Annotated in this window: 19 protein-coding genes; 4 read left to right on the top strand and 15 right to left on the bottom strand. The window is 44.4% G+C overall.

The genetic code is table 11. The features are described from left to right. Positions 1-10: 10 nt before the first annotated feature. The 3 genes from NPE20_RS10455 to NPE20_RS10445 all read right to left on the bottom strand — a co-directional run bounded on the left by NPE20_RS10455 (position 11) and on the right by NPE20_RS10445 (position 1,767). Positions 11-427 (bottom strand): nuclear transport factor 2 family protein, encoded by a 417-nt coding sequence (locus tag NPE20_RS10455; RefSeq protein ID WP_256538567.1) that lies wholly within the window; start codon positions 425-427, stop codon positions 11-13. A 151-nt stretch (positions 428-578) separates the two neighbouring features. Beyond that, the gene (locus NPE20_RS10450; RefSeq protein ID WP_256538566.1) at positions 579-1,130 is read right to left on the bottom strand and encodes a hypothetical protein; all 552 of its coding nucleotides are present in this window, start codon (positions 1,128-1,130) and stop codon (positions 579-581) included. A gap of 196 nt (positions 1,131-1,326) precedes the next feature. Continuing rightward, entirely contained in the window at positions 1,327-1,767 is a 441-nt protein-coding gene (locus NPE20_RS10445) for a DoxX family protein (RefSeq protein ID WP_256538565.1), read from the bottom strand. Positions 1,768-1,895: 128 nt separating this feature from the next. Between NPE20_RS10445 and NPE20_RS10440 the strand changes: the two genes are divergently transcribed. Then, complete coding sequence (locus NPE20_RS10440; protein WP_354003237.1) at positions 1,896-2,210, top strand: nuclear transport factor 2 family protein; 315 nt, start codon at positions 1,896-1,898, stop codon at positions 2,208-2,210. Between the two features lie 68 nt (positions 2,211-2,278). On the opposite strand, the gene pdxR is transcribed toward NPE20_RS10440, so the two are convergent. After that, entirely contained in the window at positions 2,279-3,742 is a 1,464-nt protein-coding gene (gene pdxR / locus NPE20_RS10435) for a MocR-like pyridoxine biosynthesis transcription factor PdxR (protein ID WP_256538563.1), read from the bottom strand. A 76-nt stretch (positions 3,743-3,818) separates the two neighbouring features. Between pdxR and NPE20_RS10430 the strand changes: the two genes are divergently transcribed. The 3 genes from NPE20_RS10430 to NPE20_RS10420 all read left to right on the top strand — a co-directional run bounded on the left by NPE20_RS10430 (position 3,819) and on the right by NPE20_RS10420 (position 5,941). Next, positions 3,819-4,466, top strand: coding sequence for an FMN-dependent NADH-azoreductase (locus tag NPE20_RS10430; RefSeq protein ID WP_256538562.1), 648 nt, complete (start codon positions 3,819-3,821; stop codon positions 4,464-4,466). Continuing rightward, complete coding sequence (locus NPE20_RS10425) at positions 4,463-5,362, top strand: DMT family transporter (protein ID WP_256538561.1); 900 nt, start codon at positions 4,463-4,465, stop codon at positions 5,360-5,362. Before NPE20_RS10430 ends, NPE20_RS10425 begins: the two co-directional genes overlap by 4 nt. Positions 5,363-5,464: 102 nt before the next feature. Continuing rightward, positions 5,465-5,941 carry a hypothetical protein gene (locus tag NPE20_RS10420; RefSeq protein ID WP_256538560.1) on the top strand — a complete coding sequence of 159 codons (477 nt, stop codon included), beginning with the start codon at positions 5,465-5,467 and terminating at the stop codon, positions 5,939-5,941. Between the two features lie 317 nt (positions 5,942-6,258). Here the strand turns inward: NPE20_RS10420 and NPE20_RS10415 are convergent, their stop codons facing one another. The 11 genes from NPE20_RS10415 to NPE20_RS10365 form a co-directional block, all read right to left on the bottom strand. Further along, positions 6,259-6,531 carry a hypothetical protein gene (locus NPE20_RS10415; protein WP_256538559.1) on the bottom strand — a complete coding sequence of 91 codons (273 nt, stop codon included), beginning with the start codon at positions 6,529-6,531 and terminating at the stop codon, positions 6,259-6,261. Between the two features lie 193 nt (positions 6,532-6,724). Beyond that, positions 6,725-7,111 carry a hypothetical protein gene (locus tag NPE20_RS10410; protein ID WP_256538558.1) on the bottom strand — a complete coding sequence of 129 codons (387 nt, stop codon included), beginning with the start codon at positions 7,109-7,111 and terminating at the stop codon, positions 6,725-6,727. A 63-nt stretch (positions 7,112-7,174) separates the two neighbouring features. After that, complete coding sequence (locus NPE20_RS10405; protein ID WP_256538557.1) at positions 7,175-7,645, bottom strand: hypothetical protein; 471 nt, start codon at positions 7,643-7,645, stop codon at positions 7,175-7,177. Between the two features lie 362 nt (positions 7,646-8,007). Continuing rightward, on the bottom strand, positions 8,008-8,457 hold the full coding sequence (locus tag NPE20_RS10400; protein WP_256538556.1) for a GreA/GreB family elongation factor: 450 nt from the start codon (positions 8,455-8,457) through the stop codon (positions 8,008-8,010). Between the two features lie 66 nt (positions 8,458-8,523). Continuing rightward, positions 8,524-8,925, bottom strand: coding sequence for a GreA/GreB family elongation factor (locus NPE20_RS10395; RefSeq protein WP_256538555.1), 402 nt, complete (start codon positions 8,923-8,925; stop codon positions 8,524-8,526). Positions 8,926-8,968: 43 nt separating this feature from the next. Next, positions 8,969-10,363, bottom strand: coding sequence for a beta/alpha barrel domain-containing protein (locus tag NPE20_RS10390; RefSeq protein ID WP_256538554.1), 1,395 nt, complete (start codon positions 10,361-10,363; stop codon positions 8,969-8,971). 737 nt (positions 10,364-11,100) lie between these two features. After that, positions 11,101-11,595, bottom strand: a complete 495-nt coding sequence (locus NPE20_RS10385; protein WP_256538553.1) for a hypothetical protein — start codon at positions 11,593-11,595, stop codon at positions 11,101-11,103. 39 nt (positions 11,596-11,634) lie between these two features. Beyond that, positions 11,635-12,102 carry a hypothetical protein gene (locus NPE20_RS10380; RefSeq protein ID WP_256538552.1) on the bottom strand — a complete coding sequence of 156 codons (468 nt, stop codon included), beginning with the start codon at positions 12,100-12,102 and terminating at the stop codon, positions 11,635-11,637. Between the two features lie 404 nt (positions 12,103-12,506). After that, entirely contained in the window at positions 12,507-12,656 is a 150-nt protein-coding gene (locus tag NPE20_RS10375) for a hypothetical protein (protein ID WP_256538551.1), read from the bottom strand. A gap of 145 nt (positions 12,657-12,801) precedes the next feature. Then, positions 12,802-13,200 (bottom strand): GreA/GreB family elongation factor, encoded by a 399-nt coding sequence (locus NPE20_RS10370; RefSeq protein ID WP_256538550.1) that lies wholly within the window; start codon positions 13,198-13,200, stop codon positions 12,802-12,804. A 51-nt stretch (positions 13,201-13,251) separates the two neighbouring features. Continuing rightward, a complete protein-coding gene (locus NPE20_RS10365) occupies positions 13,252-14,814 on the bottom strand; it encodes an FMN-binding glutamate synthase family protein (RefSeq protein ID WP_256538549.1) in 1,563 nt (520 codons plus the stop codon). Positions 14,815-15,046 lie beyond the last annotated feature (232 nt).

Raw genomic sequence — 15,046 nt, 5'->3', positions numbered from 1 at the left:
CAGTCGAAATTTATTTGAACGCCTTTTCAACTTGAGGCGTGTCCTCCAGCATAAGGAATTTTGATATTTTACCATCTTCAATTGTAAAACGCTGGCAAAATTGGGTACTAAATCTTTTGCCCGTTGCTTTGGCAACCCGTGAGGCAAATCCAAAAACGGCTGCTTCTTGACCATCTATGAAAATATGGCCCGGCTCAAACTGGTCTTCGCCATCTACATGCGCGTTAAACAATAAGTTAAGGGCTTCTTTAATATCTGCTTTACTTTTCCGTTTTCCTGTCCATGGCAAAAAATCAGATTTTGCAATATACCAGTCGATCTGTTCGGCGCACAATGCGACCATTCCTTCTGCATTCTTTTCGCCGACATTTTGATAAAAGCTATTCAATACTGCTTGTATATCTTTTGTTTGCCCCTGCTTATTCATTCCTGCTGATTTTGTTTATTATTAGAGAGTCTTTCTCAGGCCCAATCGTCCTGCAAAATTAATGGGGCTGGCTCTTCGGTTACTGCCCCAGTCTGAAAATATACTCAGGCCCAGTTTATCTTCCACTACAGGTCCTGAACTGCTTTAAATACTACTGTACCGGGATCTGTATGCCGGCCATTATCCTCGTTTTGTCCGCGTCCAAATCATAAGCCGGCATGATCCAGAGCGTTGATTTGATATGTGGGACCGTGTACCTGAAATTTGGCCCCACGCCATGCTTGCGCCAGGCAGTTAAGCCGATGGTAACCGTATTGGTGTAATTATAGAACAGGTTGGCTTTATATAAATAATTTGATTTTCCTTCACCTAGTTCCCATAATGCTGCAAATGTGGTTGTTTTATTTCCCGTCCATATGCTTGCGCTATATCGTGGACTGCTCGTCCCATGTTCTATTCCCGCGCTGAGACCCAGGATCAATGATGGCATAGGCGCGTAGCTCGCGCCAACCAGCGCCTCGCCCCATTGATGTTCAAGCAGGCCGAAGTAAGTCAACGCAAAACGGTCTGATAGTTTTTTCGAGCCGAAATAGTTAATATTGGGCTCATGTTTTCCTCCCGGTGTATACCTGTCGTAAACTTCAAGTTGCGCAAATGCACCGAGCGGGAGCATAACAGCCAGTAGAATTAAATACTTTTTCATGATGAATATAGGATCTGGAAAGAAATCATGCCTGAATCCATTAATAATACCCTAACCTTCCTAACCACATGTGCTGAAGGTCTGTCCAAAATCGTTGCCTTTGCCGGAGCCCCCGAATGCCGGGAATACGGTGCTGATCTTAAAAATCGGGACCATTTGATCGCCTGGCTTTAACATGATGATTTTCATGCTAAACTTATTCTGCATTTTTACCTAAGTTGTCCAAACTCCAATTGTATACCGGGATAGTTGATAATAACAAGCTGCCGGTACAAGTTCCGAATACGGCGAAATTGATAGGAGCCTTTATGCCTAAAAATGCCGTCATGGCGAGAGCGAAGGTCAGAGTAAGCATACAGCTAGCGATAGCGGCGTAACGTGTTTTGAAACCGATGATCAGCAAAATACCTATTGATGTTTCAAATAGGGTAGCTATGCCCCCCATAACGTTTACAACAGGCCTGTCCAAAAACGGCATCAGCGTAGCGGTATAATCAATGAATTTATCCCATGCGCCCCATTCTATGTTCCTGGTATCGGCAGGTAATAAGCCGAGCCTGTCTGAAACAGTTGTAAGAAAACCGATACCTAATGCAAGGCGTAAGAGAAGCTGGGGTACTTTAAATGAATTTTTCATAATCTTTATTTGTTTATTTATGGATTTAATGACTCAAAGGTAAGGCACTGCTGGATCCCTTTTACATACCAGATTTTAAAATTAGATAGACCCAGTATAGGCATGACCTGGCGTTGGGAAGACATGAAGTGCTGCATGAATTTTTTACGGGACTGCCACAGACGTTTCAGGATTTTCGCTTTCAGCACATCAAAATACATATGGAAACGCCTGAACGTGTTTTTGCCGAATATGAGGTTGATGTTATCGCGACCCAAACAGGCAGGCCGTATCACCAAACCTATATGGGCAGGCTGGTCAGCGAAAATGGAAAGATTAAACTAATCCGGGAGGCAATGGATATGAACCCGGTGGCACAAAGTTTATTTCCGAACGGATTTCCGGACATTTATAAGGAAGGGAAACAATCCGGAGCTGCTATCAATCGTTCTGCGGATCTATGAAGCAAGAAGGTATTTCATCAGGAACTGGTATTAATCTCTATACATCTTTTGACCATACCGATATTTAACTATGGCAAACTGTTGGTAAGGATTGCTAATGCCTGTTCCATTTCGTTTTCACGAAGTGATGCAAATCCCATCCGAAGCGCGTTAGGTGAAAAGCTTTCGTTCCGGTAAAAGGAGCCGTCGCCGATATATAGGCCGTTTTTCGCTGCTTTTGCAGATAATGCGGAAAGGTTGATCCCTTTATCAAAGTTCACCCAAACGCCCAATCCTCCTTCCGGTATCTTAAAATCGACCTTATCTTTTAGGTTTGCTTTGATCATATCACAAAACAAGTTTCGCCGTTGCTTATAAATCTTCAGTGATTTCCGAAAATGCCTGTCCATTTCACCATCGGTGAATAATACCGCGAAGGCTTCCTCCAACAAAGTATCACCTTGTTTATCAATTAGCTGTCGTATCGTCGAAGCCGATTCCACAAAACCCTGTGAGGCGACCATAAAGCCTATGCGTAAAGCGGGAGCGAATGTTTTAGAAATTGATCCGATATAGATCACATTATGATCGTGATCTATACTGGCCAGTGGGACATAAGGTTTATTATCATAATGGAAATCAAAATCGTAATCGTCCTCAATGATGGCAAACCGGTGTTCTTTGGCCAAGTTCAACAGTTTCATACGTCTTTCCATACTCATGGTCACCGTTGTGGGGAAATGGTGGTGAGGAATAATATAAACCGCTTTTATCTTATTTTTTTTTAATCGTCTTTCAAGATCATCCACATTCATGCCGTGATCATCTACGGGAATCCTCAGCAGGCTGGCACCGGCAAACCTGAAGGTATCATCGGCTGAACCGTAATTGGATACCCCGACAGCGATCTGGTCACCGGGTTGTAAAAGCAAATGGGCTGCAAGAAAGATGCCCATCTGGCTGCCTTTGGTAACCAGGATGTTATCAAGGCTGGTTGTGAGGCCCCTGCTGTGCGCCAGATAACTCTGAAGCGCGACCCTGAGATTTTCAGAACCCATTGCATTGCCATATTTAAGAAAGTTTTTGCCATGGTACCTCCTGGACAGGCTGCGGTATTCCCGCATCAGCACATCCACAGGTGCAAGCCGCACATCAGGGAAGCCATCATCTATCGCAAGGGTGATCTGCTGAAGGTTTTCGTTAGGCAGAATCTTGCCGAAGTCCTTTTTCCAGTCAAAGGTTGCCGCATCATTTTTAGCTGCTGCGGCATCCGATGTAAACGCTTTGGAACGAACCGGCAATTTAGACAGTACAAAAATCCCTTTTCGTTCTGCTGATTCTGCCCATCCCTGGCTGATCAGTTCTTCATAGGCTAGTTTAACGGTATTTCGTGCAATACCGATCAGGTCAGCAAGTATCCGGGAGCTTGGCAACATATCAGACGGCTGTAAGGTACCATCGGTGATCAGTGAAATAAAAATATTGCAAACCTGGATATGCAGGGAAACTGATGAGTTCCGGTCAACCTGGATCAATGTTTTATATGGAAGCATCTGGGCCGTGTTTATTATGAAAACTGGTATGTAAATATAATCCAAATAGCGGATAATTTTGAATAAAATTAAGAAAATGAAAAAAGTATTGGTCATCAATGCGAGTGCAAGAGGGCAAAGATCCCAAAGCAGAAAACTCACAGAAATATTTACAGAACACTTGCAAGGCATACAAAACGATGCAGAGATCACTTACCGGGAACTGGGAAGTAGCCATGTGCCTCATGTTAACGAAAATTGGATTGCTGCCGCTTTTAAGCCTGAAGCAGCCAGGACGGAAGATGACAAAAAAGCGCTCGAAATCAGCGATGCCTTTATTGCTGAACTGCACCATGCTGATATGATCGTCATGGGTACGCCCATGTACAATTGGTCTATTCCCAGCGCATTAAAAGCTTACATCGACCAAGTAGTGCGTGTGAATGAAACATTTAAATTTGACGCTACTAACCTGCAATATCCCTATATCGGTTTGCTGGAGAACAAAACTTTATTCCTGCTGCTTTCAAGAGGCGATCAGGGTTATGAAAAGGGTGGGTATAATGAACACATGAATTTTCAGGATCCTTATCTGAAAACCGTGTTCAATATTATGGGTGTCCACCATATCCATACGATTGCCATTAACGGCATATCCTACGGCCCTGAAAAGGTTCAAAAAGCTATTGCGCTATCGCATCAGGAATTGAAAGACCTGATTGACCTTGAACTTCCACAACAATGAAAAGCCAGGTACTCAAAGGGAGTATTTTCATTGTATTGGGAGCAGCCTGCTATGGTATGTTGGGAACCTTTGTGAAAATGGCCTATCAGGACGGCTTCAATACAGCTGAGGTGACCATGTCGCAGTTTGCCGTCGGATTTGCCGTACTGCTGATCTTAACTTTGTTTAAAAAACCGGCTGCGGTAAAGGAAACAAATACAATTGCTGTCAAAAGCATCGTTAAACTGATTGTAGCCGGAACCTCGTTAGGTTTAACCAGCATTTTCTACTACTTGTCCGTACAATATATACCGGTCAGTGTCGCCATTGTATTGCTGATCCAAACAGTATGGATGGGTGTTTTGGTAGAAATGATCATACAAAGAAAAGTGCCCGGTTCCCGGAAGATCATAGCCGTTGTGATCATCCTGGCCGGAACAATACTGGCTACTAATTTATTCAAACAATCCATCCATGTTAACTGGACTGGTTTTGGCTGGGGATTGATGGCTGCGTTATCCTACACGGCTACCATGTATTCCTCCAATAAATTAGAGCTGCATCTGCCTCCCTTAAAAAGAAGCCTTTTTATGATCCTCGGCGGGCTGGTTATTATCCTGATCATTTTTCACGCCTCGCTTAATCCGCATTTTTCTTTTGGGATATTTCTAAGTTGGGGTTTGGTCGTCTCCTTATTTGGGACTGTCCTGCCACCATTGTTGTTCACCAGGGGAATGCCATTAACGGGAATTGGGCTGGGCGCCATCGTTGCCTCTATTGAAATTCCCGTTTCTGTATTCATGGCGCATCAGTTACTTGAAGAGCCGGTAAGCCTGTTTCAATGGACAGGCGTTATGCTTATCCTGTTTGCGGTTGTATTGATGAATATGGGTAAGCGCGATCCGGTCCCCAAATAAATGTTCTATCCGTTCTTCCGCGAATTGTTGCGGTAACCGACAAATACCGATAATACTTAAAATCTTATAACTCCGATTTTTTAACCTTTTAAAATGAATATCATGAAAGCAATGTCAATTTTACTACTCGTATTCGGCGTCATCAGCTCTTGCAGCAGCCAGCTCCCTCCGCGGACAACAACAACAGCTGACGTTTTACAAACAGCAGGAGTGCAGATGACTGCATTTTTAAACCTGCATGAGCATACGATATCAGTTTTATACGGAGATTCCGCGGCCTTTGAAAGCACGCAAAGCAATTTTAAACACCATACTGCGGAAGAACACTTTGTATTGATCACCTACAAACTAAAAAATTTCTATTACGACTATGATGCGCAGGCACGTGGCGGTCTCGAACGGGTGGAATATATATCCGGTCTGGATCCGAAGGACAGCGGAAAATTTTCTTACAAGGTGACTTACGGAAATTTGCCTCAGGATAGTACGGAGACTCGTTACAAAGATAGCGACCGTGTCAAATTCATCTTTTCACACAAGCCCTATGAATACCCGGATGTGGAGAGCTTAAACAAATAATAATCTATATTAAGGGGCGGATTATCTTTTTCATTCTTTTAACTAGTGGACCGGGCATTTGCTGTTAATAGCATTTCCTTCTTTTTTTGATAATTTACGCTGCAAAATATATAAATAAAAGTTTATTGACTTTTATTTATATATTAAATGATACACTTAAAATTATTTATGTCACTATTTTATAATGCGATTAGCCTGTTGCAACTTAAATCTGTTCTTATTAATTTCAATGCTGGGTCGCAATTTATGATCAATAAAAGGATGCCAAGCATTTATAATCGAACTATAGATTATTAGGCGATCCTGGCAAGTAAAGATTACAATGTTTTCCAGATTTTAAAAACGTGTTCAAACCGAAAGCCGGAATCGCGAACAAGGACCGAAACATCGTACGATCTAAAGGGATGCTCCTCGTCAATTAAATGTTTTATATGATGTAGTACTTCGCCAAAACGATTCTCAAAATCCTCGCGTGAAACGACTACTTTAATCATATTATCCTGGTAATTTATTTTTGCATTGCCGGGGAGAGCCTTTTCTAATAAGGAGGCGATTTCCAAATGCAATTTCTTAGTGGCAGCTTTTTTCATAAGAATATTTTTAAATAGGTTGTGTGACTGATATCAATATTAGCTCTTAATTAATATAAAAATACCATATCTTAAAGAGTGTTCACAAAGTTTATGTCCCGTTCTAGCTGCGGGATTTACCAATATAATAGGCAGAGCCAAATGCCAATAGTCTTCCAATCTGAAATAAAGTAAGGTTTAGGTTTAAACAATATTAGTCAGCTAAAGGGACTATGGATAGGCTGCGAAGAAAACGGTTGGCTGAAATATGATAGCCTATAGCCGTTTTTTTAATTCTTAAAGCCGTATCGATCAGGACATTTTTATCTTCCATGATTACGATCCGCAGCTCCCCTTGCTGGCCATAGCGGTTGCAAAACATCCGCTGAAAATTTTGGGCGCCCGTTGAATCAACTTTTTCGCGCAGCAGCAAGCGGATATCATAATATAGGTAAACCCTGTCCCCGGGGTATAGGTCGGTTACTTCAAGGGTTAAGTTGCGGCAATTATCCACAGGATCGGACCGATGCGCATTCTTTTTCTCGCATCCTGTAAAAGAGAGCAAAAGCATAATGATGAGCGGAATTTGGAACTTGTTCATAAGCATAAATAAGGGGAATTTTACAAAAGAGAGCCCTTCGCTTTTTGCCGAAGGGTTTCCTGATTAAGCAGCCGGGCGGATTATCTCCTGTATGAGGTCCTTCCATTTTTCCGCCAGCCGGATCGTACGTTTCAAATGCCAGTCATTCCCCTGGTATTGTTTGTAAAAAACGATGTGTGATAATTTTTGATCCTTGTCGCGCAGGCCAAGCTGTAAAAGCTGAAGTGTATCGCCGCGTTTTATTTCTATCAGGACGCAGCTGTCGAGACCTTCCAGGTCGAACTGGCCGATCGCAAAATCTGCGTGACTCATCCGGATCAGCTTTTTTCTGACAGGATCGAGCGCCAGGATAAAATCGTCCACCTCGTCCACATGATGAAATGAAAGATCCCTTGCCTGCTCAGCCGCTTTAAGTTCACGGCTGATTTTTTGCTTTTTTCGTTTGCGCGAGCTGATCACAGCCAGACAGGCCGGGATGAGTATTATCGCTAAGATACAACCTACGATAAAGAGGTTTTCCAGTACTTGATTCATAATAATAATTTAAATTCTTAAAAACAGGCTTCCAGATCATGATTTTGTGATCGAAAAAACCTGCCAGTAATAAATGAGCAGGGAACAGGATTTACCTGACCCTGCATAAGGTATGTGGGACTGTGTCCTTACTCCGCCCAAAGCGCGTTGCGCAAATACCTGAAAAGCCATCTTCAAATTGCTGCAGATTTGGCTCGCCAGGCAATCTGCCGCCTGTTGCCAAGCGATGGCATCACCAGAGCTTTCGCTATAGTGCCGGCAGCGGCGGCAAATAAGAATGGACCGGCAATAGCAGCGGGCTTTTAATCAGTCTGAGCGGCCGTAATGTGGGCTACACCCATCCATTTCCAGTTTACCGTCAATTAAACGAAAAGGGCTTCTTCACCCTCGTAGCGGTCCGGGTTACCGGCCATCTCAAATGCAGGTTCCTCCATATCACGCCGAACGGATACCAGTTCAAATTGCTGAATGCCATCCGGCATTTCCCATTCGGTGCGATGACCATCGGCGTAGCCCAGCAAGGCGATCGATAAAGGGTCTGACATCAGTATACTATTTGACCTTTCAGGAACGGAGTTTTGCAGGATCATATGGACGCGATAGATCTGGTTTTTGCCAATGTTCCTCACCAGTACCTTTGAACCCTGCCGTGCAATATTCAGTGGCATGAGGCCTTCGCTAACGATATGCGCATCATTTAATTCCACAAATAGCTTCCGTTTATTAAAAACAGACAGTCCTTTTGTAAAATAATATTTCATTAATAATTTAAAATCCTCAATGGTCAAGGTTAATTGAAAATGCTTTCTCATGTTTTTTTATAATTTAAGGTTAAAGAAAATTGTCGCCATTGCCGTTTGAAAGGTCCGCACCCTGAACTATTCGTTAACAGCCTGTTCCTGGTGGACGCGCGTAACTTTCAGTATCTCAAATTCCTGTACGCCCCCCGGCATTTCCCATTTGGTCGTCGACCCTTTGCGGTAACCGAGGAGGGCGATGGCGATAGGGGCCAGAACTGACACCTTGTTTTTTCTGAAGTCTGCCACCGCGGGCGACACGATTTGAAAAATAAAACTCTGTTTGCTTTGCCGTTCCCGGACGTGCACGACCGTATTCAGGCCGATCGCGTCATCCGGAAGATCATGTTCGTCCACGATCTTTGCATTGGCCAGTTCCGCTGAAAGGTTCTTTTTATTAAAATCCGTTAAAACGGTATCCTGCAGATATCTTTTTAAAATGTCCAGCTCCCGCTGAACAATAATTAATGGTTGTGTGTTCATATTTCTTTATTTTATTAAAAATGAATAAACGGGGTCCTATCGCTCAGTTGAGATAGACCAATGGCGTTACATATCTTTCTTGCCCCGTCTGGCCAAAAATGTCTTGCAGTGAGACGATCTCGAACGCGCTGAGCCTTCTGAAAAAATCTGCCGGGTCGGCTTCCGACAAGTGCTCGTAACCGCAGTGCTGCATCAGCACGCGGGTGGCCTCAATCGTATTGCGCTGAAAGTTCGCTAACCGGATACCGGGTGATATCAGCCTGCGTATCAGCTGTTGGGGATGCAATCCATTTTCCATCAGCGTACCCGCCGCACTAAAACAGGCATCGGCACCCAATGCGCACAGGCGCAGGATATCATATTCCGTCAGGATAACGCCGGTAGCGATCAGTTTTGTTGTTAGTCCGTAGCTGCGAAGCATCGTTTTAGCCGTAAATAACGCCTCGAAGAAACGCTGCTCAGCGTCTTTGTGCATCAAACGATTCGCCGCCCATGACTCCTCAATACTGATAAAATCCAGGTAAACACCTGCCTGATCCATTGATCTGATGAGGTGGCCTACCAATTCCTTATCCGGGTTCAACAGGTGTATCCCAACCGGCTTACCACCTGACCAGAGCCGGAGCTTGCTGATCAGGGTGAAGACTGCCCATTCATTGGGCGTCTTTTCCTGGCCGGCCACCTGTGTGGAATAAAGCCGTAGTTCGATCATTTTGACATACGGTTTGGCGGCGATCGTCTGCAACAGTGTTACATTAAAAGATCGGTCCGGGTTCCTGAGTGCCAGATCATTGTAACTGATATGCCAGACGATATCCCCGCCGCCCCTCACCATTTCGGGTGTCAGGCCTTTTTCCCCGGAGTTTACGGCACAGCCGCACATGTAGGCTGCCTGGGAAAGTGCGTGGACGCTTTCATTTGCTACCCTGCCGCGGTCCAGCGCGCCGAAATTCAATACACTTAAACTATAGGTTTGAAGGCATTGTGCCGTGCCGATATTTACCGTCAGATCCAATGGGCCAAGTGAAAAAAAGGCAGGGTTCGTCCGCACATATTCAAAGCCGGGATCGTTTTCAGGCAGCAGATTATCCTCAACCACAATGGTCTCCGCGCTCTTTGAGCGGCGGGCAAGCAGCAAACATTCTTTTTCTGTCAGTTCGGTATTTGTCCGCGGCGTTTTCATGAACCGCCTGCTGACCCTTTCCGGAAGAAAGTAAAACCAGTCCTTCAGGTGCTGACGGAAAGGATAATTTTTTAAAGTACGGTAGCTGCGCCCAAAGCGGTCATGCAGGTAAAACTGGGCACAGGAAAGCACGATCGCCATAGCGATCAGCAGGTAATTGGTTGTGATGACCGCAGTCACCACCAAACCAATATTTAAAATAAAAAGTGCGATAAATACCAGACCTATTCCAGATCTGAAGCGAAAATTCTTCATAAAGCAATAAATTAAAAAGTGAAAAAATCAGCCAAGCGGTTGACTGGCCCCAAACCTGGATCGGTCCGGGGCTTACTTTACAAAGTCCTTGCTGGTGGTCTGGGCATAGAACCCGAAATGGAAATGTACCTGCACCGACAAACCATACAGCAAGAAGGAAGACTGTATTTTACTGCTTTGATACAGTAACAGATTTAAAGATGTAAGTGGAAAATATAGCATGATTAACTTTATTAGACAGTGAAAAACGATCGTTTAAAACTGGCCCCAAACCATATATGGTCAGGGCTTAATTAATAAAGTCCTTGCTGCTTTGAAGGATAACGAATGCGACAGCGGATCCGAATGAACAAACAGGAAGCCGCACAACGTTTACTTCCGGGCTGCTTTTTGCAGGTCCGGCCAGTTGCGGGCGATATGTGGTATTGTTCATTAACATGATGTAGTACAAATATAACAAATAGAAAGCTATTTGTTTTAACTATATATCATAACGCTGTAATAATAAAATGATTACGTGCAAAATTATGCGTACATGCTTCTGGGATCAGGAGTTCAATTTTCATAAAATTTCACTGCGGTCGGCGCAGTATTAGAATATTTCACCGATTTGTTTTAAACGGCAGAAGGCTGCCGGCCGTCAGCCAAATGATCGCCGAAAAGTGTTATCATGAGCGACGGTTGCCGGGCGATCACTCCGTTATTGATGATGATCAAACGGGATCCTGATGCCGTCATCAGGTGAGCAATTGCGCGCGCGGCGCGCTTCCCGGAAGACATCGCGAAATGATGCTGTGCCATTTTTCAGCGTTTTTCATTGCCGAAGTCAAGTTAAATTCCGTATCAACAGGCTTTTGGTAAAATGGCAGTAAATGGAGCTTTTCAGTATTTCCATGCATTAATTCTAACTGAATGCTATGTAAATGGCGCCTGTGGAAATGCTTATTGATGTTACAGTAAACGATATCCTTTAAATCAATGATTTCCGGTTTGTGCCTTCCGTTAAAATATATCAGTATCCTTTCCTTCTGGTCGATCCCGATCACCCGGTCGCCCGGGAATGCTACGGTATCCAATTCGGCCTGGTTGTAAGCCGCGGTCTGGTTCAGTCTGGACAATAATGTGTTTTTGATCTTTTTTCGTCTAAAATAATCGATGATAAAAACCAGTAAGAAGATCATGATGACGAACATAAGTGCCGCCAAAAAGAAATTGATGATGATTGCGTTCATAATGAATTATATTAATGTTTTGAATTCTGTTATCTGTCCTTATTCAGGCAAGTCTGATGGCTGAGTTCCAGCGCTCAGGTTGCTATTGATCAAATGCGCCCATTCCCGTGAGTAAACATCAAATTTTTCAACGTTTCCCTCCCTATCGGTAAACTGTTCGTAAAACGGGATACTGTGACGCACACGTTTATTTGCGTCTTCGATCTGTAACAGGATCGAGGTTGTATCCCTGCCATTTTTTTTCCTCACGACATAACACCTGGAGATCGGATTAAGATCGATCATCGTCGGGCGGTCATTCATGATATAGGTGAAAAGCAGCATTTTTTTACTTTGGTCCCAGGCAATAACTTTACCATCCAGGTAGTTGATCCTGGACAGGTCCAAGCCGTTGCTGCTCGCCGTGTTTTCTAAAGTGGCTAAAAGTGTTTTTCTCCGCTTGCGTCTTTCCAGACAGACCAATGCTACAGAGGGTACAATAATCGTCAGCAGCAGACTGACGACCATAAGAGAATTTTCTGTGAACGTATTCATAACATGAAATTTAAATCAATAATTAGTTATTTATCGGCAGTACCTCACCCGGTTAATCAGGCGGCTACTGCGCAGCAGGTGCAGGCTGTTTTCAGCCCCTGTATGGCCGGATGGTATTTCCCCCGGCAATGCTCAGTAAGTCGGTCCCGTAAATTCGGGACTTACTTTATAAAGTCTTTGCTGGTGGTCCGGGCAAAAAAGCTGAAACGAAAATGTACGGGCACAGATAAGCCATATAGCAGGAAAGACGCCTGTATTTGGCAGCATTTAAAATGCAGCAGCTTAAAATATTTCTTTTGAAAATGGATCATCATTACTTTATCATACAGTGAAAAAACGGGTGTTTCATACCGGCCCCAGGCGCTATTGCCCGGGGCTTAATAAATAAAGTCCTTGCTGCTTTGAATAAATGCCTTCGGCAAGTGATAGTTGAAGGAGTAAACAATTCCGGCCATAGCTATCGCGCACGGGCTGCTTTTTGCAAGTCCGTTCCGCTGCTGGCGATATGGCGTATTGTTTATGAACATGATCTCTTAATTATAACAAGTTGGCCGCTAAATGTTTGCGGTCAATCGTTATGGCATTTTTTATTTTTTGTTCAGCCCATTAAGGCTGCGAATTAGTCCAATATTAAACATTGGCGTTGTTAAACGATGATTAGTTTGGTGCCCGTTAAATCCTGGACACGCCTTTGATCAGGTATTTTTTAATACGGCCTTCGGTTTGCCAGGATACTTCGTCACCTTCCCTATAGCCGACGATGGCCACTCCAATAGGCGATAGAATTGATTCCGTACCGTTCTTTCTCCGTGCTTTTTCATGGGTAACGAAATCATAGGCTACCTCTGTATTATCTGTAAGGTCCAACAGCGAAACCCTGGTATTTACGTCCACTACATCCGGCGGTAACTGGCTCCGAAGCACCTGCGTAGCACCTTTGAGTTCCCGGATGATCTTTTCCTCATTGAACTTGGTTAACTTTTTTTTTCTGACCTGTTCTTTTAAAAGGTCGAACATGCCGGTGGTAAGAATGATGGAATTTGCGGCGGTGTGATTGATTTGTGTTTTCATAATCTTGCTATTTATAGATGAATGATTTTTGTTAACTGTTATGAGGAAGTGTTAATTAAAACTACTTACTTCAAGCAAGCTTTGCATGTCTTCGCTTTCAGCGAAATAGATGGCCTGGTAACTGGCTGACCGGCCCTCTTTCAGCTTCCTGAAAATATTTGCGGGGTCGATTTCGGAAAGGTCTTCGCAGCCGCATGCCTCCAATAGTTTAACCGTTGCCTTCAGGGTATTCCTGTGGTAATTCGCTACCCTCACCCGCTTGTCTGACGCGACAAGCCCGTGTACTCTTGAACGGTCCTGGGTCGCGATACCAACCGGGCATTTGTCACTATGGCACTGTAGCGCCTGTATACAGCCCAGGGAAAACATCATCGCCCTTGCGCTATAACAGCCGCTCGCACCAAGCGCGAGCGCCCTGATGATGTCGAAGCCGTCCGTTATTTTTCCGGAGGCGATGATCCTGATGGATTTTTCCAGGTGATACTCCCTGAGTACACGTGCCGCGAATGCTATTGCTTCATAAAGGGGCATGCCCACGTGATCACTGAATTCTACCGGTGCCGCCCCTGTACCGCCTTCGGCCCCGTCGATGGTTATAAAATCAGGAATAATATTACCCGCGTAAATGGCGTCACAGATTTCCCTGAATTCACGCTTTGAACCGATACAAAGTTTAATCCCGACCGGTTTTCCGTCCGACAGGCTTCTTAATTTTCCGACAAAGCGGATCATATCTTTTGCATTTGAAAACGCAGTATGTCCGGCCGGAGAGATTACATCCGTCCCCGGAGTGATGTTTCTTATCCCGGCGATTTCAGCGGTATTCTTACTGGCCGGCAACATTCCGCCAAGGCCAGGCTTTGCGCCCTGGGACAGCTTCAGTTCTATCATTTTCACCAGCGGGTTAACTGCGACGGATTTAAACAAATCCGCATCAAACCTGCCAAAGGCGTCCCGGCAGCCGAAATAGCCCGTCCCGATCTGCCAAATGAGGTCGCCTCCCATAAGATGATAGGGGCTAATGCCTCCCTCGCCGGTATTCTGTGCGAATCCGCCGATTTTGGCCCCCTGGTTCAGTGCACTGATCGCGGCGTCGCTAAGTGCGCCAAAACTAAGGGCGCCAATATTTAATATACTGGATTTATAGGGTTGCGCACATTGTTTATTCCCGATCATAATATGCAGGTCACCCTTGAAAAGGCTGGGATATATGGAATGCGCGATCCATTCATGGCCGGCTGCGCCAACATCAAGTTGCGTGCCGAATGCCACCGTTTCCTGGCTTTCCTTGGACCGTTGATAGACCAGGCTCCGTTGCCGGCGGCTGAACGGTTTGCCATCCAGGTCGGACTCCCAGAAATATTGTCTGAGTTCGGGGCGAAAAGCCTCAAAAAGAGAACGCAGATGACCAACCACGGGATAGTTCCGGAGTATACTGTGTTGATGCTGTCGAATATCTGCAAAGGCCAGAGTAAGCAATCCGGTTGCCGGAATAGCCGCCCAAAGCCAGCAGGCATTCAAAAAAAACACCGCCAGCCAAGCCGTTAAACAAAAAAATGCGAAAAAAGTAACAATTACGGCTTGCACCGAAATTCTTCTGATAATAGGAAACATAAAGAAAAGGATTTTAACTGTTGGAAAAAAGTAGCAGAACCCTCAGCCTAAATTGAATTTAGATGGCTGAGGCTACAGTGTTAAAATCCTTGTAAGCAGAATAAAAATGACGTTTAGGGAAAAACGAAGGTAAAACGTTCGGGCATAGTCCTTTCTGCTCCAAAAACAATTTGGCAGGACAAGCGTGTGTGCTTGCAGGAATCGTATGTGTATTTAAACGTTTCAATCTGCA

This window comes from Mucilaginibacter aquariorum (genome assembly GCF_024498135.1).
Classification (GTDB): domain Bacteria; phylum Bacteroidota; class Bacteroidia; order Sphingobacteriales; family Sphingobacteriaceae; genus Mucilaginibacter; species Mucilaginibacter aquariorum.
The sequence above is the reverse complement of the archived record's forward strand: the minus strand, read 5'-3'. Positions and strand labels throughout refer to the sequence as shown.

Coding starts and splice junctions, on each gene's coding strand:
- NPE20_RS10400 (WP_256538556.1), bottom strand. CDS start 8,457: ATGAGAAAGCATTTTCAATTAACCTTGACCATTGAGGATTTTAAATTA.
- NPE20_RS10420 (WP_256538560.1), top strand. CDS start 5,465: ATGAAAGCAATGTCAATTTTACTACTCGTATTCGGCGTCATCAGCTCT.
- NPE20_RS10380 (WP_256538552.1), bottom strand. CDS start 12,102: ATGGTCGTCAGTCTGCTGCTGACGATTATTGTACCCTCTGTAGCATTG.
- NPE20_RS10395 (WP_256538555.1), bottom strand. CDS start 8,925: ATGAACACACAACCATTAATTATTGTTCAGCGGGAGCTGGACATTTTA.
- NPE20_RS10450 (WP_256538566.1), bottom strand. CDS start 1,130: ATGAAAAAGTATTTAATTCTACTGGCTGTTATGCTCCCGCTCGGTGCA.
- NPE20_RS10455 (WP_256538567.1), bottom strand. CDS start 427: ATGAATAAGCAGGGGCAAACAAAAGATATACAAGCAGTATTGAATAGC.
- NPE20_RS10385 (WP_256538553.1), bottom strand. CDS start 11,595: ATGAACGCAATCATCATCAATTTCTTTTTGGCGGCACTTATGTTCGTC.
- NPE20_RS10410 (WP_256538558.1), bottom strand. CDS start 7,111: ATGAACAAGTTCCAAATTCCGCTCATCATTATGCTTTTGCTCTCTTTT.
- NPE20_RS10405 (WP_256538557.1), bottom strand. CDS start 7,645: ATGAATCAAGTACTGGAAAACCTCTTTATCGTAGGTTGTATCTTAGCG.
- NPE20_RS10365 (WP_256538549.1), bottom strand. CDS start 14,814: ATGTTTCCTATTATCAGAAGAATTTCGGTGCAAGCCGTAATTGTTACT.
- NPE20_RS10375 (WP_256538551.1), bottom strand. CDS start 12,656: ATGTTCATAAACAATACGCCATATCGCCAGCAGCGGAACGGACTTGCA.
- NPE20_RS10445 (WP_256538565.1), bottom strand. CDS start 1,767: ATGAAAAATTCATTTAAAGTACCCCAGCTTCTCTTACGCCTTGCATTA.
- NPE20_RS10415 (WP_256538559.1), bottom strand. CDS start 6,531: ATGAAAAAAGCTGCCACTAAGAAATTGCATTTGGAAATCGCCTCCTTA.
- NPE20_RS10390 (WP_256538554.1), bottom strand. CDS start 10,363: ATGAAGAATTTTCGCTTCAGATCTGGAATAGGTCTGGTATTTATCGCA.
- NPE20_RS10430 (WP_256538562.1), top strand. CDS start 3,819: ATGAAAAAAGTATTGGTCATCAATGCGAGTGCAAGAGGGCAAAGATCC.
- NPE20_RS10425 (WP_256538561.1), top strand. CDS start 4,463: ATGAAAAGCCAGGTACTCAAAGGGAGTATTTTCATTGTATTGGGAGCA.
- NPE20_RS10370 (WP_256538550.1), bottom strand. CDS start 13,200: ATGAAAACACAAATCAATCACACCGCCGCAAATTCCATCATTCTTACC.
- pdxR (WP_256538563.1), bottom strand. CDS start 3,742: ATGCTTCCATATAAAACATTGATCCAGGTTGACCGGAACTCATCAGTT.